The organism is Streptomyces sp. NPDC048461, assembly GCF_055587105.1.
Map to the genome: position 1 here is coordinate 21,615 of NZ_JBVJGW010000018.1, position 26,863 is coordinate 48,477.

Below are 26,863 nucleotides of genomic sequence, written 5' to 3' on the forward strand. Positions count from 1 at the left end.
GAGAGCACACGGTGAAATCCGCACGAAAGAGCGAGTTCCTGCCGCTCGCCCCGCTGCAGCAGGGCTTCCTGTTCCACGCGGACTTCGTGGGGCAGGACCTCGACATCCACGTCCTGCAGCTGGTGGCCGACCTCGAGGGCCTCCTGGACGAGGACCGGATGCGGGCCGCGGTGGGCGGGCTGCTGGAGAACCACTCCGGGCTGCGGGCCTGCTTCCGGACCCTGCGCAACGGCAAGCCGGTCCAGGTCGTCCCGCACGACGTCGAGGTGCCCTGGGAGACGGTGGACCTCTCCGCGCTCGCCGGGGACGCGCAGGCGGCCGAGCTGGAACGGACCACCGAGGCCGACCGGGTCCGGCCCTTCCGCCTCGACCGTCCGCCGCTGCTGCGCTGCACCCTCGTCCGGCTGGGCGGGCACCGGTTCCGGCTGCTGCTGACGGTGCACCACATCGTCCTCGACGGCTGGTCGATGCCGATCATGCTGGACGAGCTGTTCACCCGGTACGCGACCGGGGAGGCGGGCTCCGCCGCCCCCGCGCCGCACTACCGCGACTACCTCGCCTGGCTGGGGCGCCAGGACCGCGACGGCGCCCGGGACGCGTGGCGCTCCGCCCTGGCCGCGGTGGAGGAGCCCACCAACGTCGCCCTGCCCGACCCGGCCGGCGTCCCGTCGCTCCCCCGTGCGGTGAGCGCCGTCCTCGGAGCCGCGCAGACCGCGCTGCTGACCGACTGGGCCCGCTCCCGCGAACTGACCCTGGGCACCGTGGTCCAGGGCTGCTGGGGCATGCTCGTCGGCCACCTGACCGGCCGCACCGACGTGCTGTTCGGCATGGTCGACTCGGGACGCCCCGCCGAACTGCCCGGCGTCGAGTCGATGGTCGGCATGTTCGCCAACACGCTGCCCGCCCGCGTCCGCCTGGACTCGGCGCGCACCGTGGCGGAGCTGCTCACCGGCTTCCAGGACCAGCAGAGCGAGCTCCTCCCGCACCGCCACCTCGGCCTCGCCGACGTACAGGAACTCGTCGGCGTGGGAAGCCTGTTCGACACCGCCGTGATGTTCCAGAACTACCCCCGGACCGATGCCGCCGCCTTCACGGAGCTGACCGGTCTGGTGCTGCGGAGCTCCGACATCCGCAACGCCACCGAGTTCCCGCTGAGCCTGGTCGCGCTTCCCGGGGCCGAGCTGGAGCTGACGGTCCAGTACCGCCCGGACCTCTTCGGGGCCGACGCGGCCGGTCTGCTGGTCCGGCGTCTGGCCGGCCTGCTCTCCCGGCTCCCGGCCGCCGCGGACCTGCCGTTCGGCCGGCTCGAACTGATCGAGCCGGACGAACGCGAGCTCGTCCTGGAGACGTACAACCTGACCGCGGCCCCCGCGCCGGCCGCGCTGCTCCCGGAGCTGATCGCCCGGCGGGCCGCCGCGGACCCCGACCGGGTCGCCGTGGAGCACGCGGACGACGCCGTGACGGCGGCCGCCCTGGAGGACCGCGCCGACCGCCTCGCCCGGCTGCTGATCAGCCGCGGCACCCGGGCCGGCGGCCTCGTGGCCCTCGCCCTGCCCCGCTCGGCCGACCTGGTGGTGGCCGCGCTGGCCGTGCTCAAGACCGGCGCCGCCTACCTGGCCGTCGACCCCGGGCATCCCGCCGACCGCATCGGCCTCATGCTCGACGACGCGGACCCGGCCGTGCTCCTGAGCACGGCGGACGCGGCGAAGGCGCTGCGGTGGACCGGCGCCACCGTCCTGCTCGACGACCCCGGCACCGCGGCGGAACTGCTCGGACAGCCCGCCGGTCCGGTCTCCGACGCCGAACGCGGCGGGAGCCTGAGCGCGGACCTCCCCGCGTACGTCATCTACACCTCCGGTTCCACGGGCCGTCCCAAGGGCGTCGTCGTCCCGCACGGCGCCTTCGCCAACCTCGTCGACGACATGGCCCGGCGCGTGGCGGTCACCGAGCGGGACCGGCTCCTCGCCGTGACCACCTTCGGCTTCGACATCGCCATGCTGGAGCTGTTCGTACCGCTCCTCGCCGGCGCCGGCCTCGTCCTCGCGGACCGTGCCACCGTCCAGGACCCGGTGGCGCTCGCCGGGGCGATCGTCTCCAGCGCCGCGACCGTCGTACAGGCCACCCCCAGCCACTGGCAGGCGCTGGTGGCCACGGCCCCCGAATGCCTCGCGGGCCTGCGCCTGCTGACCGGCGGGGAGGCGCTCGGCGAGCCGCTGGCCGCCGCGCTCGTGGAGGCCGCCGCCACGGTCCTCAACGTCTACGGCCCCACCGAGACCACCATCTGGTCCACCGCCTCGGTCCTCGACGGCACCCGCCCGGGCGCCCCGTCCATCGGCCGCCCCATCGCCAACACCCGCGTCTACGTCCTGGACCAGGCACTGCGCCCGGTCTGCGGCGGCGTCGTCGGCGAGCTGTACATCGCCGGCACCGGCCTGGCCCAGGGCTACCTGCGCCGCCCGTCGCTGACCGCCGAGCGGTTCGTCTGCGACCCCTACGGGCCCGCCGGAACCCGGATGTACCGTACGGGCGACCTGGTCCGCTGGGGCGCGGACGGGCAGCTCGACTACATCGGCCGGGTCGACCACCAGGTGAAGGTGCGCGGCTACCGCCTGGAGCTCGGCGAGATCGAGACGGTGCTGACCGAGCTGCCCGACGTGGCCCGCGCCGTGGTCGTCGCCCGCGAGGTGGAACCCGGGGACACCCGGCTCGTCGCCTACCTGGTGCCGGAGGCGGACGCCGGGGAGGGTGCGACGGCCCTGGACACCGCGGGCGTCCGGGAGCGGGTCAGGGACGCGCTGCCCGAGTACATGGTCCCGTCGGTGTTCGTCCTGCTCGACACCTTCCCGCTGACGCCCAGCGGCAAGGTCGACCGCAAGGCGCTGCCCGCGCCCGAGCTGGAGCGGCCCGCCGGCCGCGAGGCCGAGGGCCCCGCCGAGGAGATCCTGCGCGGGCTGTTCGCCGATGTCCTCGGGCTCCCCGACGTGGGCGTGGACGACGACTTCTTCGCGCTGGGCGGGCATTCCCTGCTGGCCACCCGGCTGGTGAGCCGGGTGCGCGGCGCCCTCGGCGTCGAACTGTCCGTACGGGCCCTGTTCGAGCACCCGACCCCGGCCGCGCTCGCGGCCGGCCTGGTCCCGACGCCGACCTCGCGCACCCCGCTGCGGGCCGGGCCCCGGCCCGCCTTCGTCCCGCTGTCGCACATGCAGCGCCGCATGTGGTTCCTCAACCGCCTCGACCCCGGGGCCGGCGGCTACCACATCTCCTTGGCCGCCCGGTTGCGCGGCGCACTCGACCGCGACGCCCTGCGGGAGGCCCTCGGCGACGTGAGCGAGCGCCACGAGGTGCTGCGGACCGTCTTCCCGAGCATCGGGGAGGAGCCGGGCCAGGTCGTGTGCGAGCCGCACGACGCCCGGACGGCCCTGGATCCCGTGCCCGTACCCGGTGGCGAAGGCGCGCTGGGCGCGCTCCTGGACGCGGAGGCCGACCGCCCCTTCGACCTGACCTGCGACCTGCCGGTGCGCGCCCGGCTCTTCGCCCTCGGCGAGCACGACCACGTCCTGCTGCTGGTCGTCCACCACATCGCCTTCGACGGCTGGTCCGTCCCGGTGCTGGCCTCCGACCTCGCCCGCGCCTACCGCGCCCGTACCGGGGACGACCTCCCCGAGCAGGCCGGGCTGCCGGTCCAGTACGCCGACTTCTCCCTCTGGCAGGAGCGCGAGCTGGGCTCCGAGGAGGACCCGGACAGCCTCCTCGCCGGGCAGCTGGCGTACTGGACCGAGACCCTGCGCGGCATCCCGGAGGAACTGGCCCTGCCGAGCGACCACCCGCGGCCCGCGATCGCGAGCTACGCGGGCGACGTGGTGCCGTTCACCGTCCCCGCCGCCCTGCACGAACGGGTCACCCACCTGGCCCGCGCGTCGGGCGTGAGCCCCTTCATGGTCGTCCAGGCCGCCCTCGCCGCGACCCTCGGCAAGCTGGGGGCCGGCACCGACATCCCGTTCGGCTCGCCCATCGCGGGCCGCACCGACGAGGCGCTGCACGACCTGGTCGGCTTCTTCGTCAACACGCTCGTCCTGCGCACCGACACCGGCGGCGACCCGACGTTCCAGGAGCTGCTGCACCGCGTCCGCGAGGCCGACCTGGGTGCCTTCCAGCACCAGGAACTGCCCTTCGAGCGGCTGGTGGACGCGCTGAGCCCGGTCCGCTCGCTGTCGCGGCAGCCGCTGTTCCAGGTGATGCTCGCCTTCCAGAACACCGCCGGGCCGGAGTTCGACCTCCCCGGTCTGGAGTGCTCGTTCGTCGCATCCGGCTCGACGACCGCCAAGTTCGACCTCGTCTTCGAGTTCACCGAGGCCGGCGCCGGCGAAGGGCTGGCCGGGCGGCTGGAGTTCGCGACGGACCTGTACGAACGCGACACCGCGCAGCTGCTCGTCACCTCCTTCCTGCGCCTGCTCGAAGCGGCCGTCACCACGCCCGCCGCACCGCTCAGCCGACTGGACGTCCTCGACGCGCGGGAGCGGAGCCGGCTGCTGGACGACTGGAGCACGGGCTCCCGTACCTCGGTGGAGTCCACCGACACCGTGCACGGCCTCTTCGAGGGCTGGGCCGCCCGTCGCGCCGGTCATCCCGCGTTCGTCTCCGAGGAGGTCACCCTCGGCTACCGGGAGCTGGACGAGCGGGCCAACCGCCTCGCCCGCGAACTCGTGGCCCGCGGGGCCGGTCCGGGCCGTTTCGTGGCCCTGGTGCTGCCCCGCTCGCCCGAGCTGCTGGTCTCCGTGCTCGCGGTGCTCAAGTCCGGCGCCGCGTACCTGCCCGTCGACCCGGCGTACCCCGTCGACCGCATCACCCACCTGCTGACCGACTCCGGGGCGCAGCTGCTGGTCACCTCGACCGCCGTGCTCGGCTCCGGGGCCCTGCTGCCGGAGACCGCGGGGACGCGGCACCTGGTCCTGGACGACCCGGGCACCCGCACCCTGATCGCCGGCCACGGCGCGGCCGGGCTCGACGACGCCGAGCGCGGCCGGCCGGTGACCCCGCGGGATCCGGCGTACCTCATCTACACCTCCGGCTCGACGGGCCTGCCCAAGGGCGTGCTGGTCTCGCACGGCACCGCGACCGCCCTGGCGGCGGATCACCGGGAGCGCTTCGGAGTGGGTCCGGACACGCGGGCCCTGCAGTTCGCCACGTTCAGCTTCGACGCGGCCGTCTGGGAGCTGTGCGTCTCGCTGCTGGTCGGCGGCACCATGGTCCAGGTCCCGGACGACCGGCGGGCCGGGCTGCCGCTGGCGGAGTTCATCAACCGCCACCGGGTCGACATCGCCCTGCTGCCGCCCGTGGTCGTGGACGCCTTCCCCGAGGAGACCCGCCTGCCCGAGGGGCTGGTGATGACGGTCGGCGGGGCGGCGATGACCCCGGAGCTCGTCGAGCGCTGGGCGCCGGTGACCCGGCTCCACAACCTCTACGGCCCGACCGAGAACACCGTGGTCACCACCGCGAGCGACCGGATCACCGGCGGCCACCCGCCGATCGGCCGGCCCATCGCCGGCCACCGCGCCTACGTCCTCGACGGGAGCCTGGCGCCCGTTCCCGCCGGGGTCGTCGGTGAGCTCTACGTGGGCGGCACGGGCCTCGCCATCGGCTACGTCAACCGGCCCGGTGTGAGCGCCGAGCGGTTCGTGGCCGACCCGTACGGACCGGCCGGGTCCCGCATGTACCGGACCGGCGACCTCGTGCGCTGGCGCTCCGACGGCAACCTCGACTACCTCGGCCGCTCCGACCAGCAGGTCAAGGTCCGCGGCTTCCGCATCGAACTCGGCGAGATCGAGAGCGTGCTGCTGGAGCACCCGGGGATCGCCCAGGCGGTGGTGACCGCCCGGGAGGACCGGCCGGGCGTCCAGACGCTCGTCGGCTACCTCGTGCCCCTCCCGGGCACCACCGTCGAGGACGGTGACGTACGCGGCCTGCTCGCCCGGCGGCTGCCCGACTACATGGTGCCCTCCGCGCTGGTCACCCTGCCCGAGCTGCCGGTGACCGTGAACGGCAAGGTCGACCGGGAGGCGCTGCCCGCGCCGGAGCTGCGCCCGGCGGCCGGCCGTGAAGCCGTCACCGAGACCGAGAAGGTCCTGGTCCGGGCGTTCGCCGACGTGCTCGGCCTCGACGCGGTCGGCGTCGACGACGACTTCTTCGCCCTCGGCGGCAACAGCATCGGGACCGTCCAGGTGGTGGCCCGGGCGGCGAAGAGCATGCTGGAGCTGACCGTGGCCGAGGTGTTCACCTGGCGTACGGCCGCCTCGCTCGCCGCCCTGGTGGACGGCCGCACGGCGGGCGCGGAGCACCTGGCCCGGCAGCTGCGGGCCGGCCCGCTCGGCACGGACCCGCAGGACCCGTTCGCCCCCGTGCTCCCGATCCGGCCGACCGGCTCGCTGCCCCCGCTGTTCTGCGTGCACGGCGGACTGGGGACCAGCCTCCCCTACCTGGGCCTGGCCTCCTACCTCGACGAGGAGCGGCCGATCATCGGGCTCCAGGCCCCCCAGGTGAGCGGATCCGAGCCGGCGTCGAGCATCGAGGCGCAGGCCGCGTCGTACCTGGAGCGCATCCGGGAGGTACAGCCCCAGGGCCCGTACCACCTGCTGGGCTGGTCCTTCGGCGGTCTGCTGGCCCACGAACTGGCCGTCCGGCTGCGCGCGGGCGGCGAGGACGTCGCCTTCCTCGGCAACCTGGACGCCTTCCCGTACGACAGCGCCCTCGACGGACCGCTGCCCGACCGCGAGGTGCTGCTCGGCCGCTTCCTGGAGTACCTCGGGGAGGAACAGGCAGCGGCGGCCGGAGAGGTTCCGGACGCGGCGGCGGTCGCCGCGGTGCTGCGGCGCCACGGCGGCGCCTTCGGTTCGCTGACCGAGCAGGACGTCGACCGGCTGGTGACGGTGATGCGCCACCACGTCGTCCTCGCCGAGCAGTTCCGGCCGGGCCGCTTCGACGGCGACATGACGCTGCTCGTGGCGACGTCCGGGCGCACCGCGGCCGATACGGAGACCGCGGCCCGGCGCTGGGACGGCCACGTCGCCGGAACCGTCCGGGTCCACGAACTCCCCTACGCCCACGAATACCTGATGCATCCGCAACCGCAGGCACAGGTCGGCGCGATCGTCGACGCGGAGCTGCGACGGACCGACCGGCCCACCCGAGGGAACGCACCCATGAGCACACTCGTCAACAGCCAGGCCGCGGACACCGTCCCCGACCCCGTCCCTGATCCCGGCCCCCCTTCCCCTTCCCCTTCCCCTTCCTCTCCCGCTCCCTCTCCCGCTCCTGCCCCGGCGCCCGCTCCCGTGGCCCGGGTCACCGGCGGCCATCCCCTGACGGAGACGTTCGCCCTCGCGGGCCGGCGGCTTCGCCACCTGCGCCGCACACCGGGCCGGCTCGTCGGGATCGTGCTCAACCCGCTGGTGATGCTGCTGGCGGTGGGATACCTCTTCAAAGAGGCCATCGTGGCGCCCCAGGGGGGCGACTACCAGGAGTACCTGATGGCCGGCATCGCGGTGCAGGTCGCCCTGGCCGGCATCGGACCGACCGCGATCAGCATCGCCATGGACCTCCGGGCCGGGCTGATGGACCGCTTCCGGTCCCTGCCCATCTCCCGGTCCGCCGTCCTGGTGGCGCACGCGCTGGCCGACCTGCTGGTCGGCCTCGGCGTCCTCGTGGTGATCACGCTCGTCGGCCTCGCCATCGGCTGGCGGCCGCACGGCGACCCGCTGTCCGTCGCGGCCGGTTTCGCCGTGGCCGGCGGCTTCATCTTCCTGATGGTCTGGGTCGGCATCACGCTCGGGATGATGGTCAAGAACGTCGAGTCCATCGACTCGATCGGCGCCCTGATCCTGGTCGTCTGCACCTTCCTGTCGAACGCGGTCTTCCCGGCCGCGTCCATGCCGGGCTGGCTGCGCCCGTTCGTCGAGTGGAACCCGATCAGTGCGGTGGCCGACTCCTGCCGCCGCCTGTGGGGCAACCCCACGGCGCAGAGCACGAGCTTCCCTGGCGAGCACCCGCACCTGGTCGTGGCCATGTGGTTCGCCGTGCTGCTGGTCGGCACCGTCTGGGCCAGCCTGAGCCGCTTCCGCCGGGCGGCCGTGTAACCCCGACGCCCCGGAGCCGCCCGCCAGCACGGGCGGCTCCACCACGGCCGTGAACCTGCGTCATCCTGCCCCGCGACCCCGGCGCATCCGTACCGGCTCAGCTTCCAGTGAGCCCCTCCCGGCCGGACGGCCGACGTCGTGACGGCGGCTACCGGGCGTCGCGCTGCCGACGCGCGCGCTCGAACTCGGCGACATCCGACATCCAGGGGCCGTGGTGCCCGAGAGCGGCGCAGCCGCCGCGGACGAAGTCGCCCACCAGGGTCCGGTAGCCGCCGATCCCGTCGACCAGGCCGTACTCGACCCGGTACTCCGGTTCCGCCCCGCCTTCGCCCTTGCGCAGCGTGGTGACCCGGGCGGCGGAGTCCGCGTAGAAGTGGAGCTGGATCCCTTCGCCCATCTCCTCGTCCTCGATGGTGAACACCTCGTTGTCCCCGGCGGAGCGATCGGCGACGAACTCCCAGAACTCCGCGGTGGCGGAGCGGGGACCGTCCCGTCGCCACTTCTGCTCGGCGCCCTTGTCGTCGGTGAACAACAGGGCCGTCTTCCTCGCACTCCCGCCGACATCGGCGCGGTGGTCGGCCGCCTCGTCGTCGTCCATTGGTGCGTTCCTGGAGCGGTCCGCGGCCTCCGAGCACATCAGGAAGCTCACGGTGCGCACCGCGTCATCGGCGAGCCCGGGGTGTGCACGGCGCACGGCCGCTCCGACCGTCGTCTCCATCCGGCTCCAGTCGCGCTTGTCCGTGGCGCGCTTTCCCCGTCGCGGATCGCGGCTGATCAGCATCCCGGAACACGCCTGCTCCGCGGTGGAGATCACCCGCACGACCTCGGGCAGCAGCGCGGGGTCGACGGCGTCGGGCAACCGCCTCGGAACCGTCGAGCCGTGCACGTACTGGCCCGTGTACCTCAGAATCGCGGCGTCGAGCGGACCGAGCACTGCTCCGCGCTCGGCGCGACGGCGGTCCGCGTGGTACTCCTGAGCGCGTTGCCCGTTCGACGTCTCCGTCGCCGCACGCATCGCCGCGCACACCTGACCGCGCTCGAGCAGTCCGATGTCGGCCCCGTGGGCGACGAGCCGGCTCCTGTCCCACCGGACGCGCCGGAAGAGCGCGTCGACGTCCGCCGGTGCGCCAAGGAGGATCGGGTCCAGGAGCGCGACGGCGGCGTCCTCGTCGAGCCGGCCCCGGGTTCCGGCGGCGTCGCACAGCGGAAGGACCGCACTCCACAGCAGCAGGTGCCTGGCCAGGTCGTCCCGGATCACCGCAAGATGGGCTTCGCCGATCGAGAACGTGAAGGTGCGGGGGTCGTGGTTGGCGTCGGCCCCGGCACCGAGCATCAGCTTCAGCTCGCCGTCCTCCCGGACCACGTTCGGTATCCAGCCGCTGCTGCGCGTGAAAACGATGTCATGCATGGGACTCACCACCGCGCGCATTCGGCGTCGAGGCGTGCGTCGGTGCGCACCCAGACTTCGCCCCCGGCGGCTCCGGCCGGGGCGTCGACCCGTTCGATCCCGAGGAAGTCGATCAACTTGAGCAGTACGGCCCGGTCGGCCCGGTCATCGTCGACGCCGTGCGAGTCGAAGAAGACGTAGTACTGGTCGCTCGGGTCCACGATGCCCGAATCCGCCCAGATCCGGCCGACTTCTTCGATGGCCGCTGCGTGCGTCGTGAACGTGGCGGCGCGGGCGGCACCGCGAGTCTCCGGTGACGCGTCGAGGTCGGCGAGGTCGGAGAACCACTGGCCGAAACGGTCGAGACCGGCATGTCCGTTCTCGAAGAAGAGCATCGCGCTCGGAAGGAAGCGGTTTCCCCTGTCGACCCGGAGGTATTGCGACCGGGGGCGGTCCACACCTTCGATCCGGGAGATCACGCCTTGCCCGGGCATGAGGACCAGGCTCTGCCCCGACCCTTCCTCACGGATGGTGTAGGTGTCGGAATCCAGGCCACGGAAGAACGTGGAGAACGCCACGTAGGCTTCCTGAGCGTCGCCCACGGAGACCTGCTGGTCGTTGCCGTCACCGACAGCGAAGACGAACTGTTTCGGTCCGGGGCTGTAGGGGCGAGCCATGTGCGTCCTTACGTTCACGTGTGCGAGCCCCAGCAGCGTAGTCGAACCGTGGTCGCGCTGAAGCCGCTCGGAACGCCGGAGTCGAGGCCGCCATCGCGGGAATGCCGCTGCGGGATCCGGTCGCACACCGCGACCACGTACTCACGGAGCCGAAGGGGCGCTCTCCTTGCGGAGGGGGCCGGGGACCGGGTCGCCGGAGAGGCGGACCGTGCTGAGGATGCGCATGACCAGGTCGTCGCGGACGGCTCCCTGGACGCCCGACCGGCCGTAGAAGTCCCAGGCGACGAAGTCGCCCTTGGAGTTCTTGAAGCCGAAGGCGATCGCCCAGCCGTCCCCCGCGCACTTGTGGGCCTTCTTGGCGCCCTCGGTGCGGGCCTTCACGTAACTCCCCTTGATCCCAGCCCTGGTCGTGTAGGCCACCGGCTTGTCCCACGTGACGACCTCCTTGTCCGGGGCGGCGAACGCGGAGTACGCCCAGGCCGTCGCCGTCTTCTCGGCGACCTCGTCGGCGGTCTTCGCGCCGTCGGCACCCTTGGTGCCGGTGGACGCGAGCGCGATGTCGTCGACGTAGCCGTCGCCGTTGGCATCCAGGCTGCACCACTCCTTCTTGAAGAAGGCGGGCGCGGTGTGCCCGATGACCGGCTTGTCGGGGTCCTTGTCGTCCGTGAAGCCGCTGAAGATCTGCGGCTCCAGGACTTCCCAGTCCGGCGGTACGTCGAAGGCGGTGCCGTGCGCCGGATTCACCACGACCTTCCAGCCCTTGACCGTCGGCTTCACGGTGCCCGGGGCGCCCGGGGACACGGAGCCGGACGGGGAACCGGAGGCGGGTGCCGGGGAAGCCGGCCCCCCGGCACCGTCCGCCCTGTCGCCGTCCCGGAAGAGGACCGCGGCGGTCACCGCGACGGCCACCCCCGCGGCCACCGTCACCGATATCGCCACGACGGCCTTGCGCCGGGTCGCGGAACGCGGCGCCGGCCCTGGAGGCGGCGTTGGCGCGCCGGACGGGTACTGCGGGTGCGCACCGGGCGCGGCGCCCTGCCCAGGTTGGCCGAATGTGCCAGGTCCGTAGGGGCCGGTCTCGACGCCCTGCTGTCCGGGAACCGGCTGCCGGTAAGGGTTGTGCCCCGGTGCCTGCCTGCTCTGGTCCCCGTCGGGCGTCTGCTGTCCTGGCCACATGGCGCGCACGATAGGTCGGCGGCTGCCGCTCGTCACGCTTCGGTCCCGGCGAGGGTGCGGATCCGGCCACCCTCCCCGCCCGGGTCCCGCGGCCTACTTCCCGAAGGACAGCAGGGAGTGGTCCACCTTCTTCGGCTCCGGGCTGCGTACGGACGCGTTGAGCAGGAACACGCGTCCCTCGGCCCAGACCAGCCGGACGCTGGAGGTGTAGAAGGCGGATTCGGGCCCCTCGGCGGCCTTCGGGCTCTGCAGGAATATCTCGGGCCGGCCTCCGCCCGTCGGGATGGCTGCCATCGCCGCGGACAGGCCCTTGTCCGTGTCGACGTAGACGACGACCTTCCCCTCCTCGATGGCCAGCGGGAACATGACGCGGCCGTCGGGGCCCGTCGTGCGCCACTTCACCTGACCGGTGTTGAGGTCGACCGCGATCACCTCGTCGGGCTTGTCGACGTTCAGCGGGTACGCGGCGTCGGGTGTGCCGCCCGCGATGTAGAGGGTGTCCGCGTCGGCGACCGCCGCGTTGCAGTCGTGCAGGTCGCCGCTGCCGCTGCCCCAGCCGTTGCACCGCTTGCCGACCCCGAAGGCGGCATTGGTCTGCGAGCGGACCGTGCCGTCGCCGGCGAAGGCCGTGATGTTCCAGACCTTCACCTGCGTGTCGTAGGTGCTGACGACGAGCGGGTCCACGGACAGGATCTGGCCCAGGTTCGAGCCCTTCTGGTACACGTGGCTCCACTTGGCAGCGCCGGTCGCCGGGTCGATCTCCTCGATCACCGACTGCCGGTCGGCCGAGGTCTGGCCGAAGCAGTCGCGTACGAGCATCAGCCTGGCGGCGCCGCCGCCGACCGTCGAGGGGGCGCAGCCGCTGCTCGGCGTACCGAAGAGTTTGTGCCCGTCGGTGACCGAGAAACCGCTCACGACCGCGGCCCGCGCCACCGCGACGGTGTCCCCGGAGATGGCCAGCTGCAACTCCAGGGCCTGGTCGAAGGCCTTCTCCTTCGGTATCTCCAGCTTCCAGCCCGCCTGACCCGTGGCGAGGTCGACCTGCTGGAGGTGGGTGCACTGGGAGGTCGCGCTGTCCTCCTCGCGGACCCCGACGACGATCTTCCCGTTCGGGCCGGGACTCTCCGGGACCCCGCACAGCGGCGTGGCGAGGGGAAGCTTCCACTTCTCCTTGCCGTCGGTCGCGGTGTAGGCGGTGACCTCCTTGTACATGGCCTTGATCACGGCGTCCCCCACCCGCCAGGGACCGTGCTGCGAGGCACCGGAGCCGGCCAGTTCGGTCCGGTTCGACACCAGCCAGACCCTGCCCTCACCCGGCTGGATCCCGGCGTTGGGGTCGAAGACGAACGGGGGCCCGCCGGGGCCCCGGCCGTCTCCCCGGTCCACGGACGCGGACGCGGCGGGGGCGGCGGTGTCGCCGTCCCCGGCGTCGCCGGAGCCGTCGCGCAGGAGGACGTACGAGCCGCCGGCCAGGACGAGCAGGGCCGCGACCAGGGCCGCCACCAGCACGCCGGTCCTGCCCCGCAGGCCGCGGCGGGTCGGGGGTACGAAGTCCGCTGCCTGCACCGGCGGTTGCGCGTACGGGTTGCCCGGAGCGGGCCCCGATCCGGGCTCGGGCGTCCGGTAGGCCGAGCCATAGCCCGGCTGGACTGCCCGCGGTTGCCGGTCAGGGCCCGGCTGTTCGTCGAAGTCGCGACGGGTCATGGGGTCAGTGTGGCGGGCGAGACGGCCGAACCGGGATGCTTTTTCAGGCTGCTTCCCGTCACCGTGCCCGGTTCCGGCCCTGGTTCCCGGCGCACGCACCCGCCAGGTGCCGGCGGCGTGCGACCCGAGTCGACGGCGTCCACCCTCGCGCCCGCCGTATTCGGGCCCGCCCGCTCAGGCGTGGTTGACCGGGAGGACGTCCGGGGAGAGGGCGCCCGCCTGCGCCGCGGACGAGGTCGTGCGGCGGCGGTGGTGGCGGCGGCAGAGGACCTCGTAACCGATCTCCCCCGCCGGGCGGTTCACGTCGCCGACGACGACCTGGGCGCCCTCGACGACCATCTCGCCGTCGATCGTCCGGGCGTTGTGCGTGGCGCGGGCGCCGCACCAGCACAGGGCCTCCACCTGGAGCTGTTCCAGGCGGTCCGCCAGCTCGATCAGCCGCTGCGAGCCCGGGAAGAGCTTCGTGCGGAAGTCCGTCGTGATGCCGAACGCGAACACGTCCATGCCGAGGTCGTCCACGATCCGGGCCAGCTGGTCAATCTGGTCGGGCGCGAGGAACTGCGCCTCGTCCACGATCACGTAGTCCGCCTTGCCGCCCTTGGTGAGCCGGGCGACCACGTACGCGTACAGGTCCATGCCCTCCGGCGCCTCCACCGCCTCCGTCACCAGGCCCAGGCGGGACGACAGCTTGCCCTCCCCCGCGCGGTCGTCGCGGGTGAAGATCACGCCCTGCAGGCCGCGCGCGTCGCGGTTGTGCGCAATCTGGAGCGCCAGTGTGCTCTTTCCGCAGTCCATCGTTCCGGAGAAGAACACCAGCTCGGGCATGGGGAGTACGGGGCCTTTCAGGTCGTGGTGAGTGGTGGTGCGGGCCCGGAGACGACGGGGCCTCCGGGCGGCGTCAGGAGCGGATTTCGAGCAGCGGGACCAGCTGCTCGGCCGCCGTCATGGAGCCGTGCATGCCCACGAGGGCGGACTCGTTGGGCTCGTTCCGCGAGGCGGTGATCGCCACGTCCGCCTGGGCGGCGGCGACCACGTCCCCGATCCGGCCGAGGACCCGCTCGTCGCACTCCCCCGGCGGGCCGAACCAGCCCAGTTCCAGGGCCTCTTCGCGGCTCGCGACCCAGAACCGGTCGCCGAGCACCTCGCGCCACACGGTCAGTACGTCGGCTGCGGCGCCCGGCACCGCGTAGACGTGCCGGGCCCGGCCCTCGCCGCCCAGCAGGGCCACGCCCGCGCCCAGCTCCCAGTCGTCGTCGTAGTCGATCCGGGCGTCCTCGTCGAACGGGACGTCCACCATGCCGTGGTCCGCCGTCACGTACAGGGCGGTCCGCGGCGGAAGTTGCTCGGCCAGGCGCTGCACCAGGCGGTCGACGTACATCAGCTGGCCGCGCCAGGCGTCGGAGTCCACGCCGTGCCGGTGGCCGGCGCCGTCGAGCTCGCTGTAGTACGTGTACACGAGCGAGCGGTCGCCCGCCGCGAGGCGCTCGGCCGCCAGGTCCATGCGGTCCTCGCCCGTCATACGGCCGAGGAACGTCCCGCCGCTCAGCGCGACCTTGGTCAGCGGAGTGGTCTGGAACGCGGGCGAGGACACCTGCGCGGTCGCGACCCCGGCCTTGTCGGCCAGCTGGAAGACGGTCGGGTACGGCTGCCAGGGCTTCGGCGCCGTCCACGGCTGCCAGCGGAGCTGGTTCATCAGTTCGCCGGTGGCCGGATTGCGCACGGCGTACCCGGGCAGGCCGTGGCGGGCCGGCGGCAGGCCGGTGCCAACGGAGGCCAGCGAGGTCGCGGTCGTCGCCGGGAACCCCGCGGTGATCGGGCGGCCGGTGCCGCCGCGCGAGCCGGCGAGGAGGGAGGTGAGGTACGGGGCCTCGTCCGGGTGGGCCTTGATCTGCTCCCACCCCATGCCGTCGACCAGGAACACGCAGTTCCGGTCGGCCGGGGTCAGCTCCGCGATGGCGGCGGTGAAGCCGGGCACGCCCTGGCCTGCGACGAGGGTCGGCAGCAGGTCGGCGAGCGAGCCGGTGCCGTACTCCGGCACCGGGGCGCCGGCCGGGTCCAGCGGTTCCGGCTCGTCCGCCCACTGGTGCGCCGCGGGCTGCGCCATCAGCGGGCGGCGGGGGCGGAGGTGGCCGCCGTCGCTTCGCTGAGCGCCTGCGCGAAGACCAGGGTCTGGCGCACGGCCTCCGGGCCGTCGCCCGCCTCGCTGACCCGCAGGCTGAGGTCGTCCGCGGTGGAGTTGCCGGTGTAGCCGTGGTCGGCGTCGCAGTTGGAGTCGCCGCAGGCGGCCGGCTCCAGGTCGATCCGGGAGACGGCGCCCCAGCCGATGGTCAGGACGACCTCGCGGGGCAGGGTGCCCGGGGTGTAGGACTCCGGGTTGGCGACGACGCGGCTGAGCACGACGGAGGAGATGCTGGAGAGCTTGACCGACTCGGTGGACGTGGTCGCGTACGGGGACGGGGAGCCCGCGTCGGCCGCCTGCTCGTCGGTGTGGCTGACGATGAAGCGGTTGCCGGTGAGGACCAGCACGGTGACGTGGCGGCGCACCTCGTTGGAGTCGAAGGTCGTCTCCTGGTGGACCAGGTACGACGAGATCGGCTCGCCGCCGACCGCGGCCTCCACGGCCTCGGCCACGAGGGCCGGGTAGTAGCCGCTGCGCTCGATCGCCGTGCGCAGCCCCTGGGTCGTCGTACCGGATTTCGCCATGAGGTCCATCCTAAGGCCCGCACGGGGCGCCCCGGCCGCGCCGTACCCGCTCGCTACCCTCAGTAGCTGGGCAGGGTCCGCGGGCCGAGGTCGCCGCGGGCCGGCGGGTGGGCGACCCGGACGGTCGCACTGAGCACGGAGAGGCCCTCGGCGGCCACCACGACCGGCTCCAGCGAGACCCCGACCACCTCGGGGTGGTCGTCGACGAGCCGGGACAGCCTCAGGAGCAGCTCCTCCAGGGCCGGGGTGTCCACGGGCGCGCTGCCGCGCCAGCCGAAGAGGAGCGGCGCCGCCCGGATGGAGCGGATCAGCGCGGCCACGTCACGGTCGGTGGCGGGGACCAGGCGGTGGGCGGTGTCGCCGAGCAGCTCGGAGGGGACGCCCGCGAGCCCGAAGGAGAGGACGGCGCCGGCCCCCGGGTCGATGACGGACCGTACGACGGTGTCGACGCCGCGCGGGACCATCGCCTGCACCACGGGCTGGAGCTCCGCCGGCTTGCCGAGCGCCTGGGTGAGTTCCTCGTACGACCGCCTCAGCTCGGCCTCGCCGGTGAGGTCGAGCCGTACGCCGCCCAGGTCCGCCCGGTGGCGCAGGTGGGGGGCGGTCGTCTTCAGGGCCACCGGGTAGCCCAGGATCGCGGCGGCCCGGACCGCCGCGTCGGCGCTCGGCGCGGGCAGGGTGGTCAGGACGCGGATGCCGTAGCGGCCGAGCAGCTCGCGGGCCTCCCACTCGCCGAGGGTCAGCACGGTCCCCTCGGCGGTGCCGGCCAGCAGCCCGGTCAGCTGGTCGGCGGCCCCGGCCTCGTCGATGTCCTCGTACCCCGGGACCGCACCGGAGTCGGCGAGGCCCCGGCGCCACTGGCCGTAGCGGACGGCCTCCGCGACGGCCTTGACGGCCCGCTCGCCGGCGGGATAGGCGGGGATCCGGGTCCCGGCGGCCGGCTCCCCGGCGCGGGGGTGCCCGGCCGGGGGCCCGGACGGGGCGGTGGCGGGCTCCTCCCGGGGCGGCGCCGGGACGGAGGGGCGCGGGGCGGTCCCCCGTACGGCGGACAGTGCCTCGACGAGCTCGCCGAGCTCCACGTGGACCACGGCCACGGGCTTGCCCGGCACCTCGGCGACGGCGGCGCGCAGGGCGCCCGCCAGGTCGTCGGCCGGGGCCTGCTCGTTCACCCAGGGGATCGCGGTGACGATCACGGCGTCGCAGTCGTCGGAGGCCAGCGCGGCGGCCAGGGCGGTCCGGAAGTCCGCCGGGGAGGCGGCCGTGGTCAGGTCGAGCGGCGGCAGCGGGCGCAGGCCCTGCGCGAGGCAGGCGTCGTAGGTGAGGACGCCGAGGGACTCGGAGTTGCCGAGGATCGCGATGCGGGGGCCGGCGGGCAGCGGCTGGGCCGCCAGCAGCAGGCCGACGTCGACGAGCTCGGTGACGGTGTCGACCCGGATCACGCCGGCCTGCCGCAGCAGGGCGGAGACGGTGGCGTCCGGCAGCCGGGTGCCCGGCACGACGTGCCCGGCCGGGGTGTGGCGGCCGCCCCGGACGACGACCACGGGCTTCTCGGCCGCGGTGCGGCGGGCGAGGCGGGTGAACTTGCGCGGGTTGCCCAGGGTTTCGAGGTAGAGCAGGGCGACGTCGGTGGTGTCGTCCTCGTACCAGTACTGGAGGATGTCGTTGCCCGAGACGTCGGCCCGGTTGCCCGCGGAGACGAACGACGACAGCCCCTCGCCGCGCCGCAGCAGGGCGGAGAGCAGGGCGATGCCGATGGCTCCGGACTGCGTGAACAGGCCGATCCGGCCGCGCATCGGCATCGGCGCGGGGGTGAGGGAGGCGTTGAGCTCCACCTCCGGCGCCGTGTTGATCACCCCGAAGGCGTTCGGCCCGATGAGGCGCATGCCGTACGAGCGGACCTGGCGGACGAGTTCGCGCTGGCGGGCGAGGCCGGCCGGGCCGCTCTCCCCGTATCCGGCGGACAGGACGACGAGCCCCTGCACCCCGTGGTCGCCGCAGGCGGCCACGGCCTCGGGGACGCGGTCGGCGGGGACGGCGATGACGGCGAGGTCGACGGGGGCTCCGATGGCGCCGACCGAGCGGTAGGCCCGTACGCCGTCGACGAGGTCGCGCGTGACGGCCTCGTTCACCGCGTAGAGGTGGCCGCGGAAGCCGCTGTCGCGCAGGTTGCGCAGGGCCGCGGCGCCCACGCCGGCGCCGGAGCGGCTGACGCCGACCACCACGACCGAGCCGGGGGCGAGCAGCCGCTGCACGGAGCGGGCCTCGGCGCGCTGTTCGCGGGCGCGCTGGACGGCCAGGGACTCGGCGGTGGGTTCGAGGCCGAGGGTGAGGTGGACGGAGCCGTCCTCGAAGCTGCGCTTCTGCTCGTATCCGGCGTCCTTGAACACCTTGATCATCTTGGTGTTGGCGGGCAGCACCTCGGCGGCGAACCGCCGGATGCCGCGCTCGCGGGCGACCGCGCCGATGTGTTCGAGCAGGGCGGAGGCGACCCCGCGGCCCTGGTGGGCGTCCTGGACGAGGAAGGCGACCTCGGCCTCGTCGGAGGGGCCGGTGGCGGACCGGCCGTCGGCGCCGATCCGGTCGTAGCGGACGGTGCCGATGAACTCCCCGCCGATGGTCGCGGCGAGGCCGACCCGGTCCACGTAGTCGTGGTGCGTGAAGCGGTGCACGTCCCGGTCGGAGAGCCGGGGGTAGGGGGCGAAGAAGCGGTAGTACTTCGACTCGTCCGAGACCTGCTCGTAGAAGCTGACCAGACGCGCCGCGTCCTCGGTGGTGATGGGCCTGATCCGGGCGGTGCCGCCGTCGCGCAGGACGACATCGGCCTCCCAGTGGGCCGGGTACGCGGGGTCCGACTCGGTGGTCATGGGGCCACCTTACGGCCGGTACCGGCGCGGCAGCGCTCGCGCGGCGCGTTAGGCAAGCCAGGGCAATTCGGTGCAAGCTGGGGAAGGCCGAACGCCGGAACATCAGGGCCGAAGGTCGGTCGGAGCATTCGGGGCGTCGTGAGAGACTGGTCTAGACAACCGTAAGAACCTGAAGGGCATCACCATGGCAGAGCGCCGCGTCAACGTCGGCTGGGCCGAGGGCCTGCACGCTCGTCCCGCCTCGATCTTCGTCCGGGCGACGACCGCTTCCGGCGTCCCGGTGACCATCGCGAAGGCGGGCGGCGACCCCGTCAACGCCGCTTCCATGCTGGCGGTCCTGGGCCTGGGCGCCCAGGGCGGCGAGGAGATCGTCCTCGCCTCCGAGGCGGAGGGTGCGGACGCCGCGCTGGACCGCCTCGCGAAGCTGGTGGCCGAGGGCCTCGACGAGCTCCCCGAGACCGTCTGACCCTTCGGGTTCGACCACACCCGTACCCGGAAGCCGCGGCCCCCACCCCTGGGGGACCGCGGCTTCCGCGTTCCCCGCGCTCCGGCGGGCGGCGCGCCCCACCGCACCGAAATACGGGCGGAGGAATTCAGCGCGGCCGGGAATTCGACTGCACCACATGAATTCGGCAGCACGTCGAAAGGGCACCGCCCCGGAATTCCGGCAGCGGCGCGCGGATACCCGTCCTTTGTATACGGCGCCTGTTAATGACGGCCGCTCGACATGTTTACGGCAGGTTGCGAAGTCCTCACGGCGGCCCGCGGCCGCGGCCGGTGCGCCGCCGCGGCGCGGTCCGCGTGCATCGCGGTCAGGGCGCGCGCCCGCTCCGCGTCCCCCCGGGCCACCGCGTCCACGATCGCGCCGTGCTCCGCCCAGGACTCCGCGGGCCGGGCCGGGGGCTCGACCACGTACATCCACGCGACCTTGTGCCGCATCTGCGTGAGCAGCGCGATCAGGCCCGGGCTGCCCGACGCCTGGGCCAGCGTCTCGTGGAACCAGCCGCCCAGGGACCGCAGGTCCTCTCCCTGGCCCCGCCTGGCCCGTTCCTGGCCCAGTCTGACCAGCCCGCGGAGCACCTTCAGGTGGGCTTCGGTGCGCCGTCGCGCGGCCCGGGCGGCGGCGAGGGGCTCCAGCAGCATCCGCAGTTCCAGGAGGTCGGCCGCCTCCTGCGCCGTCGGCTCGGCCACCCAGGCGCCGGCGTGCCGCCGCGTGGTCACGAACCCTTCGGACTCCAGGGTCCGCAGCGCCTCGCGGACCGGAACCCGCGAGACGCCGTACCGGCGGGCGAGGACCTCTTCGGTGAGTCTGCTGCCCGGCTCGAAGACCCCGGAGACGATGTCGTCGCGAATTGCCGTGCATACCGCGTGCGCAGGAATACGCAAGACCGAACCTCCGCCTATTTCCGACTGCCGTGCCAGAGTGTGCTGCGACTCTATTGCAACACACGATAATTTCCGAGAGCGGCCGGAAAAGCGAAACATTCGCAAAAGACCCCGGCTCGCGGTGCGAGTCGGGGTCTTCGGCGAAGCGTGGGTCGTGCGCGGGGTCGTACGGGTCAGAGGCTGACGCCGTGCGAGCGCAGGTACGAGACCGGGTCGATGTCCGAGCCGTAGTCGGCGCCGGTGCGGGCCTCGAAGTGCAGGTGCGGGCCGCTGGAGTTGCCGGTGGAGCCCGACAGGCCGATCTGCTGGCCCGGGGTGACCTGCTGGCCGACGGAGACGCTCAGCGAGGACATGTGCCCGTACTGGGTGAACGTGCCGTCGTTGTGCTTGATGACGACGTTGTTGCCGTACGCGCCGCCCCAGCCGGCCTCGACGACGGTGCCCGCGCCCACGGCGTGGACCGAGGTGCCGGAGGAGGCGCGGAAGTCGATGCCGGTGTGGCTGCCGGAGGACCACATGCCGCCACCCGCGTGGTAGTGGGTGCTGATGCCGCCGCCGACGGGCGCGACGAAGGTGTTGAGGCGCTTGCGCTCCTCCTCGCGGGCCGCACGCTCGGCGGCGTCCCGCTCGGCCTTCGCCTTGGCCTCGGCGAGGCGCTTGGCCTCGGCGGCGCGCTGCTTGGCCTCGGCCTCGGCCTGGGCCTTGGCGGCCGCGTGCTCGGCGGCGCGCTGCTGCGACTCGGCCTGGTCCTGGATGTCACCCGCGAGCTCGCCGCCGACGACGACCGCGTCGTATCCGGCGTCGGGGACGGAGTGCTCGGTGTTGCCGTCCGCGGCGAAGGCCGGGCCGGCGAGGGAACCGACGACGCCCGTGGTGGCGAGGGCGGCTATACCGGCGTAGCCGGCGGTCTTGCGGCTCAGACGGCTGGAACCGCGGTGCTTGCCGGAGCCGGCGGTACGACTGCCAAACGCCATGAAGAGGTTGATCCTTTCCTTCCCTCTCGCCTACCGGGTTAGCTGACGGGTTCGGAGCAGGAAGGTCTCCTACGGGCTTCCTCTTGCGAGGCGGCCCGATTCACCCCAGGGACTGATGTGGGTCCCCGGCTCCCCAGGCTCGCGCCTGACGGGGACTCGGCGATCGCTGTCCGGTGCCGCGGGTGCGGCGGGCACAACTGACGAACAGCACGGCTGACGCTAGGCGGATCATCAGTCGATCGCCAAACAGACGAGCCCTTTTGTTGCGTACGCCACACCGCATACAAGCAACCTCACCACTAAATGGACAAAAGGGGCCCTGGTCGACAAGTCGCCAGAGCCCCTTGTTGCGCACGTCAGTTGGTGAGGTGACGGACGTCAGTTGGTGACGACGCTGACGTCACCGATCCCGAGCGCCCGCACCGGCGCCTCGATCTGCGACGCGTCGCCCACCAGCACCGTGACCAGCCGGTTCGCCGGGAAGGCGTTCACCACCGCCGAAGTGGCCTCCACCGTGCCGGTCTCGGCCAGCCGGGCGTACAACTGCGCCTGGTAGTCGTCCGGCAGCTCCTGCTCCACCTGGTCCGCGAGGGTGCCGGCCACCGAGGCGGCCGTCTCGAACTTCAGCGGCGCCACGCCCACCAAGTTCTGCACCGCGACGTCCCGTTCGGCGTCGGTCAGCCCGCCCTCCGCGAGGGTGCGCAGCACCTTCCAGAGGTCCTCCAGCGCCGGGCCGGTGTTCGGGGTGTCCACCGAGCCGCTGATGGCCAGCATCGAGGCGCCCTTGCCGTCCGCGGTCGACCGCAGCACCTGGCCGAAGGCGCGCACGCCGTAGGTGTACCCCTTCTCCTCGCGCAGCACCTTGTCCAGGCGGGAGGTCAGGGTGCCGCCCAGGCAGTACGTGCCGAGCACCTGGGGCGCCCAGACGCGGTCGTGCCGGTCCGGCCCGATGCGGCCGATCAGCAGCTGCGTCTGGACCGCGCCCGGCCGGTCCACGATGACGACGCGGCCGGTGTCGTCGGCGGTCACCGGCGGCACGGGCCGCGGCGCGGCGGAGTTGCCGGTCCAGATGCCCAGGGTGTCGGCCAGGACGGCGTCCAGGTCGATCCCGGTCAGGTCGCCGACGACGACCGCGGTGGCCGTGGCGGGGCGCACGTGGGCCTCGTAGAAGGCGCGTACGGCCGCGGAGTCGATCCGGGCCACCGTCTCCTCGGAGCCCTGGCGCGGGCGGGACATCCGCAGGGAGGCCGGGAAGAGCTCCTTGGAGAGCTGCTTGGCGGCGCGGCGCTGCGGGTTGGCCAGCTCGTGGGGGATCTCGTCGAGCCGGTTGCGCACCAGGCGGTCCACCTCGGCGTCGGCGAACGCGGGCGCGCGCAGCGCCTCGGCGAGCAGGCCGAGCGCCTTGTGCAGGCGCGAGGCGGGGACCTCCAGGGAGACCCGCAGGCCCGGGTGGTCCGCGTGGGCGTCGAGGGTGGCCCCGCAGCGCTCCAGCTCGGCCGAGAACTCCTCGGCGGAGTGCTTGTCGGTGCCTTCGGACAGCGCCCGCGCCATGATCGTCGCCACGCCGTCCAGGCCCTCGGGCTCCGCGTCGAGCGGGGCGGCGAGGTTGACCTCGACCGCGATCACCTGCTGGCCCGGGCGGTGGCAGCGCAGCAGCGTCAGCCCGTTGGCCAGCTCACCGCGCTCGGGGGCCGGGAAGGCCCACGGCTGCGGCTCGCCGGCCTCGGGGCGCGGGTGGAAGGTCATCGTGACGGCCACGGCGTCGGCCGCGGTGTCGGCTGCGGTGTCGCTCACTGCTCCGCCCCCTCGTTCTCGTCGGACTGGTCGTTCCCGTCGGCCCCGTCGGCGTCGGCCGCCAGCGGCTCGTAGACGAGCACCGCGCGGTTGTCCGGGCGCAGCCGGGCCGCGGCCACGGCCTGGACCTCCTCGGCGGTGACGTCGAGGACGCGCCCCACGGCGGTCAGCGCCAGCTGCGGGTCGCCGAACAGCACCGCGAAGCGGCACAGTTCGTCGGCGCGGCCGGACACCGTGCTCAGCCGGTCCAGCCATTCGCGCTCCAGCTGGGCCTGGGCGCGCTCCATCTCCTCGGCCGTCGGGCCCTCGGCGGCGAACCGCGCGAGCTCCTCGTCCACGGCCGCCTCGATGGCGGGCACCTCGACCCCGCCGGACGTCTTCACGTCCAGCCAGCCCAGCGAGGGGGCGCCGGCCAGGCGCAGCAGGCCGAAGCCGGCCGCGACGGCCGTCTGGTCGCGGCGTACCAGGCGGTTGTGCAGCCGCGAGGACTCGCCGCCGCCCAGCACCGTCAGCGCCACGTCGGCGGCGTCGCACTCGCGGGTGCCGTCGTGCGGGAGCCGGTAGGCGGCCATCAGGGCGCGCGCCGGCACCTCCTCGACGATCTCCTCGCGGAGCTCCTGCCCCATGACGTCCGGCAGCGTGCCGTCGCGCGGCGGCTGCTTGCCGTCGTGGCTCGGGATGGTGCCGAAGTACTTCTCGACCCAGGCGAGCGTGCGCTCGGGGTCGATGTCGCCGACGACCGAGAGCACAGCGTTGTTGGGCGCGTAGTACGTGCGGAAGAAGTGGCGCGCGTCCTCCAGGGAGGCGGCGTCGAGGTCGGCCATCGAGCCGATCGGGGTGTGGTGGTACGGGTGGCCCTCGGGGTACGCGAGGGCGGTCAGCCGCTCGAACGCCGTGCCGTACGGGACGTTGTCGTACCGCTGGCGGCGCTCGTTCTTGACGACGTCGCGCTGGTTCTCCATGGACTCGTCGTCCAGGGCCGCCAGCAGCGAGCCCATCCGGTCCGCCTCCAGCCAGAGCGCGAGCTCCAGCTGGTGGGTCGGCATCGTCTCGAAGTAGTTGGTGCGCTCGAAGCTGGTGGTGCCGTTGAGGGAGCCGCCGGCTCCCTGGACGAGCTCGAAGTGGCCGTTGCCGGGTACGCTCGCCGAACCCTGGAACATCAGGTGCTCGAAGAGGTGAGCCAGACCGGTACGCCCCTTGACTTCGTGGCGCGAGCCCACGTCGTACCAGAGGCAGACCGCGGCGACCGGGGTCAGGTGGTCCTCGGAGAGCACCACGCGCAGGCCGTTGGCCAGCCGGTGCTCGGTCGCTGTCAGGCCGCCGGAGCCGGCCTGAGCTGTGGCCGTGTGACCCATGGGCATGTGGTCCCTTCGATCGCGATGTAGAGATTTCTGTCAGACCTGCCACTGTATGCAAGCGCGTCGGCCGCCGGAGAAGTTCCCGGGTCACACCTGGGTCGGAGTCGGCGTTGTCGGTGCCTCGGGCCACAATGGTCCGCGTCAGACCCCCCAGCACACCTCTTTCTTGGTTAAGGAGCCGCGCAGCGATGGCCCGCCGCAGCACGAAGACCCCGCCGCCGGAGGATTTCGAGGAGAAGATCCTCGACATCGACGTCGTCGACGAAATGCAGGGCTCCTTCCTCGAGTACGCGTACTCGGTGATCTACTCCCGCGCCCTGCCCGACGCCCGGGACGGCATGAAGCCGGTCCACCGGCGCATCGTCTACCAGATGAACGAGATGGGCCTGCGCCCCGACCGGGGGTACGTCAAGTGCGCCCGCGTCGTGGGCGAGGTCATGGGCAAGCTCCACCCGCACGGGGACGCGTCGATCTACGACGCCCTCGTGCGCATGGCCCAGCCCTTCTCGATGCGGCTGCCGCTGGTCGACGGCCACGGCAACTTCGGATCCCTCGGCAACGACGACCCGCCGGCCGCGATGCGTTACACCGAGTGCAAGATGGCCGACGCCACGTCGCTGATGACGGAGTCGATCGACGAGGACACCGTCGACTTCACCGCCAACTACGACGGCCAGGAGCGGGAGCCGGTGGCACTGCCCGCCGCGTACCCCAACCTGCTGGTCAACGGCGCGTCCGGGATCGCGGTCGGCATGGCCACCAACATGCCCCCGCACAACCTGGGCGAGGTCATCGCCGCCGCCCGCCACCTGATCCGCCACCCGGGGGCGGACCTGGAGGCGCTGATGCGCTTCGTACCGGGTCCCGACCTGCCCACGGGCGGCAGGATCGTCGGCCTGGCGGGCATCAAGGACGCCTACGAGAACGGCCGCGGCACCTTCAAGATCCGCGCGACGGTGGCCGTGGAGAACGTGACGGCGCGCCGCAAGGGCCTGGTCGTCACGGAACTGCCCTTCGCGGTGGGCCCCGAGAAGGTCATCGCGAAGATCAAGGACCTGGTCGGCTCGAAGAAGCTCCAGGGCATCGCCGACGTCAAGGACCTCACCGACCGCTCGCACGGCCTGCGCCTGGTCATCGAGATCAAGAACGGCTTCCACCCGGAGGCCGTGCTGGAGCAGCTGTACAAGCTGACGCCGATGGAGGAGTCCTTCGGCATCAACAACGTGGCGCTGGTGGACGGTCAGCCGCTGACGCTGGGCCTCAAGGAGCTGCTGGAGGTCTACCTCGACCACCGCTTCGAGGTCGTCCGGCGGCGCAGCGAGTTCCGCCGCACCAAGCGCCGCGACCGGCTGCACCTGGTCGAGGGCCTGCTGGTGGCGCTCATCGACATCGACGAGGTCATCCGGCTCATCCGGGACAGCGAGAACTCCGCGCAGGCCAAGGCGCGGCTGATGGAGCGGTTCTCGCTGAGCGAGATCCAGACCCAGTACATCCTGGACACGCCGCTGCGCCGGCTCACCAAGTTCGACCGGCTGGAGCTGGAGTCCGAGCGGGACCGGCTGACCGGTGAGATCGACGAGCTGACCGGGATCCTGGACTCCGACAGCGAGCTGCGCAAGCTGGTCTCCACGGAGCTGGCGGCGGTCGCCAAGAAGTTCGGCACCGAGCGGCGCACGGTCCTGCTGGAGTCGGCGGGCACCACGGTGGCCGCGGTTCCGCTGGAGGTCGCGGACGACCCGTGCCGCGTGCTGCTGTCCTCGACGGGCCTGCTCGCCCGGACGGCGAACGGCGACGCCCTGCCGGAGGAGGAGGGCGGCGCCCGCGCCAAGCACGACCTGGTCGTCTCGCAGGTCGCGGCGACCGCCCGGGCGGACGTCGGGGCGGTCACCTCGTACGGGCGGCTGCTGCGGCTCGCGGTGATCGACCTGCCGCAGCTGCCGGACACCCACGCCGCGCCGAACCTGGCGGGCGGCGCCCCCGTCTCGGAGTTCCTCTCCGGGCTGGAGGCGGACGAGAAGGTGATCTGCCTGCTCTCGCTGGACGAGTCCTCGCAGGGCCTGGCGCTGGGCACCGAGCAGGGCGTGGTCAAGCGCGTCGTGCCGGACTACCCGGCCAACAAGGACGAGCTGGAGGTCATCACCCTCAAGGACGGCGACCGGATCGTCGGCGCGGTCGAACTGCGCACGGGCGAGGAGGACCTGGTCTTCATCACCGACGACGCCCAGCTGCTCCGCTACCCGGCGGCCCAGGTGCGCCCGCAGGGCCGCCCGGCGGGCGGCATGGCGGGCATCAAGCTCACCGACGGCGCCAAGGTGATCCACTTCTCGGCCGTCGACCCGGCGCGGGACGGCGTCGTCTTCACGGTGGCGGGCTCGCACGGGACGCTGGACGACTCGGTCACGTCCGGCAAGCTGACCCCCTTCGACCAGTACCCGCGCAAGGGCCGCGCGACCGGTGGCGTGCGCTGCCAGCGGTTCCTGAAGGGCGAGGACGTCCTGGTGCTGGCCTGGGCGGGCGGCTCGCCGGTCCGCGCGGCCGGCGCCAACGGCACTCCGGCCGCGCTGCCGCCGGTGGACCCGCGCCGGGACGGTTCGGGGGCGCCGCTGCCCGCGGTGGTCACCGCGCTGGCGGGGTCCGCGCTGTAGGGCGTGCGTCGTCGGCGTGCGGTGGTCACCGCGCTGGCGGGGTCCGCGCCGTAGGGCGTGCGTCGT

General features: G+C 73.1%; 15 protein-coding genes and 1 riboswitch. Of the genes, 3 read left to right on the top strand and 12 right to left on the bottom strand.

Annotated elements, in window-relative coordinates; genetic code table 11:
• Positions 1 to 11: 11 nt before the first annotated feature.
• Positions 12 to 8,129, top strand: a complete 8,118-nt coding sequence (locus ACZ6S8_RS27210) for an amino acid adenylation domain-containing protein (protein WP_469460027.1) — start codon at positions 12 to 14, stop codon at positions 8,127 to 8,129.
• Positions 8,130 to 8,277: 148 nt separating this feature from the next.
• Here the strand turns inward: ACZ6S8_RS27210 and ACZ6S8_RS27215 are convergent, their stop codons facing one another.
• The 8 genes from ACZ6S8_RS27215 to ACZ6S8_RS27250 all read right to left on the bottom strand — a co-directional run bounded on the left by ACZ6S8_RS27215 (position 8,278) and on the right by ACZ6S8_RS27250 (position 18,640).
• Positions 8,278 to 9,537, bottom strand: coding sequence for a DUF6357 family protein (locus ACZ6S8_RS27215; protein WP_469460028.1), 1,260 nt, complete (start codon positions 9,535 to 9,537; stop codon positions 8,278 to 8,280).
• Between the two features lie 5 nt (positions 9,538 to 9,542).
• A complete protein-coding gene (locus tag ACZ6S8_RS27220) occupies positions 9,543 to 10,193 on the bottom strand; it encodes a hypothetical protein (RefSeq protein ID WP_469460029.1) in 651 nt (216 codons plus the stop codon).
• Between the two features lie 141 nt (positions 10,194 to 10,334).
• On the bottom strand, positions 10,335 to 11,132 hold the full coding sequence (locus ACZ6S8_RS27225) for a DUF8017 domain-containing protein (RefSeq protein ID WP_469460030.1): 798 nt from the start codon (positions 11,130 to 11,132) through the stop codon (positions 10,335 to 10,337).
• Positions 11,133 to 11,462: 330 nt separating this feature from the next.
• The gene (locus ACZ6S8_RS27230) at positions 11,463 to 13,073 is read right to left on the bottom strand and encodes an outer membrane protein assembly factor BamB family protein (protein ID WP_469460031.1); all 1,611 of its coding nucleotides are present in this window, start codon (positions 13,071 to 13,073) and stop codon (positions 11,463 to 11,465) included.
• A gap of 174 nt (positions 13,074 to 13,247) precedes the next feature.
• Positions 13,248 to 13,898: a thymidine kinase gene (locus ACZ6S8_RS27235; protein ID WP_469460032.1), complete on the bottom strand. Its 651-nt coding sequence runs from the start codon at positions 13,896 to 13,898 to the stop codon at positions 13,248 to 13,250.
• Between the two features lie 73 nt (positions 13,899 to 13,971).
• Positions 13,972 to 15,177: an alkaline phosphatase family protein gene (locus ACZ6S8_RS27240; protein ID WP_469460033.1), complete on the bottom strand. Its 1,206-nt coding sequence runs from the start codon at positions 15,175 to 15,177 to the stop codon at positions 13,972 to 13,974.
• Positions 15,177 to 15,776: a DUF5998 family protein gene (locus ACZ6S8_RS27245; protein ID WP_383929913.1), complete on the bottom strand. Its 600-nt coding sequence runs from the start codon at positions 15,774 to 15,776 to the stop codon at positions 15,177 to 15,179. Before ACZ6S8_RS27245 ends, ACZ6S8_RS27240 begins: the two co-directional genes overlap by 1 nt.
• Before the next feature lie 59 nt (positions 15,777 to 15,835).
• Complete coding sequence (locus ACZ6S8_RS27250; protein ID WP_469460034.1) at positions 15,836 to 18,640, bottom strand: bifunctional acetate--CoA ligase family protein/GNAT family N-acetyltransferase; 2,805 nt, start codon at positions 18,638 to 18,640, stop codon at positions 15,836 to 15,838.
• Between the two features lie 184 nt (positions 18,641 to 18,824).
• Between ACZ6S8_RS27250 and ACZ6S8_RS27255 the strand changes: the two genes are divergently transcribed.
• Positions 18,825 to 19,106, top strand: coding sequence for an HPr family phosphocarrier protein (locus ACZ6S8_RS27255; protein ID WP_361773359.1), 282 nt, complete (start codon positions 18,825 to 18,827; stop codon positions 19,104 to 19,106).
• A gap of 242 nt (positions 19,107 to 19,348) precedes the next feature.
• On the opposite strand, the gene ACZ6S8_RS27260 is transcribed toward ACZ6S8_RS27255, so the two are convergent.
• The 4 genes from ACZ6S8_RS27260 to ACZ6S8_RS27275 all read right to left on the bottom strand — a co-directional run bounded on the left by ACZ6S8_RS27260 (position 19,349) and on the right by ACZ6S8_RS27275 (position 24,155).
• Entirely contained in the window at positions 19,349 to 20,026 is a 678-nt protein-coding gene (locus ACZ6S8_RS27260; protein ID WP_469460035.1) for a GntR family transcriptional regulator, read from the bottom strand.
• A 173-nt stretch (positions 20,027 to 20,199) separates the two neighbouring features.
• Positions 20,200 to 21,000 (bottom strand): M23 family metallopeptidase, encoded by an 801-nt coding sequence (locus ACZ6S8_RS27265; RefSeq protein ID WP_469460036.1) that lies wholly within the window; start codon positions 20,998 to 21,000, stop codon positions 20,200 to 20,202.
• A gap of 12 nt (positions 21,001 to 21,012) precedes the next feature.
• A riboswitch (cyclic di-AMP (ydaO/yuaA leader) is annotated at positions 21,013 to 21,172 on the bottom strand.
• 206 nt (positions 21,173 to 21,378) lie between these two features.
• Complete coding sequence (locus ACZ6S8_RS27270) at positions 21,379 to 22,746, bottom strand: M16 family metallopeptidase (RefSeq protein WP_469460121.1); 1,368 nt, start codon at positions 22,744 to 22,746, stop codon at positions 21,379 to 21,381.
• Between the two features lie 44 nt (positions 22,747 to 22,790).
• Complete coding sequence (locus ACZ6S8_RS27275; protein WP_469460037.1) at positions 22,791 to 24,155, bottom strand: M16 family metallopeptidase; 1,365 nt, start codon at positions 24,153 to 24,155, stop codon at positions 22,791 to 22,793.
• A gap of 185 nt (positions 24,156 to 24,340) precedes the next feature.
• Here ACZ6S8_RS27275 and ACZ6S8_RS27280 point away from each other — a divergent pair, with 185 nt between their 5' ends.
• Positions 24,341 to 26,797: a DNA gyrase/topoisomerase IV subunit A gene (locus ACZ6S8_RS27280; RefSeq protein ID WP_469460038.1), complete on the top strand. Its 2,457-nt coding sequence runs from the start codon at positions 24,341 to 24,343 to the stop codon at positions 26,795 to 26,797.
• Positions 26,798 to 26,863: the final 66 nt, after the last annotated feature.